This is a genomic window from Sporichthyaceae bacterium (genome assembly GCA_036269075.1).
Classification (GTDB): Bacteria; Actinomycetota; Actinomycetes; order Sporichthyales; family Sporichthyaceae; genus DASQPJ01.
In genome coordinates, this window is sequence record DATASX010000001.1 from 1 (window position 1) to 2,528 (window position 2,528).

A 2,528-nucleotide genomic window follows, 5' to 3' on the forward strand; every position below is an offset into this window, starting at 1 on the left:
ACCAGGACACCACATTGGAGTCGGGACACCATATTGGAGTACGTCACGAGGACATCACGGGAGGCCGCGAAGTGACCGCCACCACGCCGTGCTAAGGCCGCGTGCCGGGCTCGACGCGGAGCTGCCGGTGCAGGAAGTCCAGCTGGTGGCGCAGTAGGTTCGCGGTGCCGGCGGTGCCGAACGCCCGGTGGCCGAGGCCGGACAACAGCAGCACCTCGTGCTGCCGTCCGGCAGCCAGCAGCGCGGCGGAGAGCAGCAGCGTGTTCGACGGGAAGACGTTCTCGTCGAGGAGGCCGTGCATCAGCAGCAGCGGCCGAGTCAGCTCCAGCGCCGCCGTCACCAGCGAGGATGCCGCGTACCGCGCCGGGAATTCGGCGGGATGGCCGAGGAACCGCTCGCGCCAGTGTGCGTCGTAGCGCAGTTGGTCGGTGACGCCGGCCCCGGCGACCGCCGCGTGGAACACCTCCGGCCTGCGCAGCACGGCCAGCGCGGCGAGCGAACCGCCGAAGGACCAACCCCGGATACCGACCCGGCCGAGGTCCAGCTCGGGACGCAGTCGCCCGGCCGCCCGCAGGCCGGCCACCTGGTCGTCCAGCACCGGCCCGAACAGATCGCCGTACACCTCCCGCTCCCAGTCCGGTCCGCGTCCCGGTGTGCCGACACCGTCGACGACCAGTACCGCGAAGCCCTGTTCGGCGAACCACTGGGAGACAAGGCAGTGCCAGGCCAGTTCCGCGGTGACCTGCTGGTGGCCCGCTCCCCCGTACGGGTCGAGCAGGACCGGCAGTGGCGCGTCGCCGGGCCGGTGCCAGGAGGGCAGGTACAGCGCCGCGCGCAGCGCACGTGGCCCGAGCACCAGCGAGGTCCGGTGCACGTCCAGCACCGGCCGCGCCACCAGCGAACCGATCGGCACACCCGGTTTCCCGGCCCGCAGCACCTCGACCCGCACACCCGGCCGGTCCGGGCAGCGGGCGACGTGCACCAGGGTGCCGTTGCCGCAGGTCCCGGTGTGCACGCCGGGTTCGGTGCTCAGCTTCCGCAGGCCCTCGTCGGGCCGGTAACTCCACAGGTGCGTCTCGGTAGGTTCATCCGATCCGGTGAAAAACACCGCATCCCCGTCGACCCCGACCACCGCGCGAACCTGGAGGCCGGCCGGCGTGACCGCGACGCCGGCCACGGTGAGCTGCCGGGTCCCTGCCTCGTCGACGTGTGCGAGCACCGCCCCGGAACTCGTGCGCGCCGGCAGGCCGGGGATCAGCTGCACCCAGCAGTCGTCGCGCTGCTCGTTGCGGACTCGGGTCTCGCCGCTGACCGGGTCGACCCCGAGAAACCGGACGATCCGCTGGTTGCGCGACTGCACGACGGCATACGGCCCGTGCTCGTCCCAGCCCGCGCCGACCAGGTATTCGAAGGCGCCGCGATCCCAGCGCACCTCGGTCCCTGCCCCGCCCGCGTCAAGGCCGATGAGCCACAACGTGACCTCGGGGTTCGCCGTCCCCGCCGCCGCATAGCGCACCGCGCGCGGCGGGGTGGCCGGTTCGGTCGGATCGGCGACGTACCAGATGTCGACCGGAGCGGAGTCCACCCGCGCGACGAGCAGTTCGTTGCCGTCCGGCGCCCACCAGTACCCACGCGGACCATCGACCGAGGTGGTGTCGGTGTGCTCGCCGATCCCGAAGGTGACCTCCGGTCCGTCCGGCGCGGCGAGCGCCCGGTCCCCGGTGCCGTCCGCGTCGAGCATCCGCACGGCGCCCTCGGACACGTAGGCGATCCGCCGACCGGCCGGGTCGGGACGCGGATCGGTCACCGGCCCCTGGACCGGCATACGCCGTGTCCGGCCGTCCGCGACCCGCACGGTCCACAGCTCGCCCGCCACCAGGAACGCGGCGAGTTCACCGGCCTTGTCCACGGCATAGCCGCCGATCCCAGGACCGACCGCACGATCACCGCCGAGCGCGGCCGGATCGACGAGCAGCCGTTCGGTGCCGGTATCCAGATCCACCAGCCACAGGCAGTGCACCGGATCGTCGCCGGCCCCGCTGCGCAGGAACAGTACGGCCCTGCCGCGCAGCGCGACGGCGAACTGGTTGGGGTCGCCGAACGTGAAGCGCCCGGTGCGAAACAGTTGGTCCGGCAAGGAAATCGAGGACATATCCCAGCACCCTGCCACGGTGCGGCAGGGCCCGTCCGGGTTTTCGGCCGGGCCGCTGCGACCGGTCAGTCCTCGGCAGGCTCGTCTGCATCCACCGGTTCGGCGGCCTTGCGCCGGACCTGGACGACGCCGCCGTCCAGGTCGAGCGGGCCGGGCGGGAAACCCTGACCGGTGCCCGCCTCCTCCGGCGTCTGCTTGGCCAACTTCTGACCGGGAAACATCTCGCCAAGTTGCCCCATTGGTAGTCAGGGGCGCGGTGTCCCGAAGGACCCGGTTCCCCATCCCCCTTTCAATCCGTACGTGCGGTTTTCCCGCATACGGCTTACCGATGATCTTCTCGACATGGTTACGCCACCCTCGGATAACGGATAGTCCC

The 2,528-nt window shown here is 71.6% G+C and carries 2 protein-coding genes; both read right to left on the reverse strand.

Annotated elements, in window-relative coordinates:
• Positions 1–91 precede the first annotated feature (91 nt).
• Entirely contained in the window at positions 92–2,152 is a 2,061-nt protein-coding gene (locus tag VHU88_00005) for a prolyl oligopeptidase family serine peptidase (protein ID HEX3610042.1), read from the reverse strand.
• Positions 2,153–2,217: 65 nt separating this feature from the next.
• Positions 2,218–2,373: a hypothetical protein gene (locus VHU88_00010; protein HEX3610043.1), complete on the reverse strand. Its 156-nt coding sequence runs from the start codon at positions 2,371–2,373 to the stop codon at positions 2,218–2,220.
• Between the last annotated feature and the right edge of the window lie 155 nt (positions 2,374–2,528).

Coding starts and splice junctions, on each gene's coding strand:
- VHU88_00010 (HEX3610043.1), bottom strand. CDS start 2,373: ATGTTTCCCGGTCAGAAGTTGGCCAAGCAGACGCCGGAGGAGGCGGGC.
- VHU88_00005 (HEX3610042.1), bottom strand. CDS start 2,152: ATGTCCTCGATTTCCTTGCCGGACCAACTGTTTCGCACCGGGCGCTTC.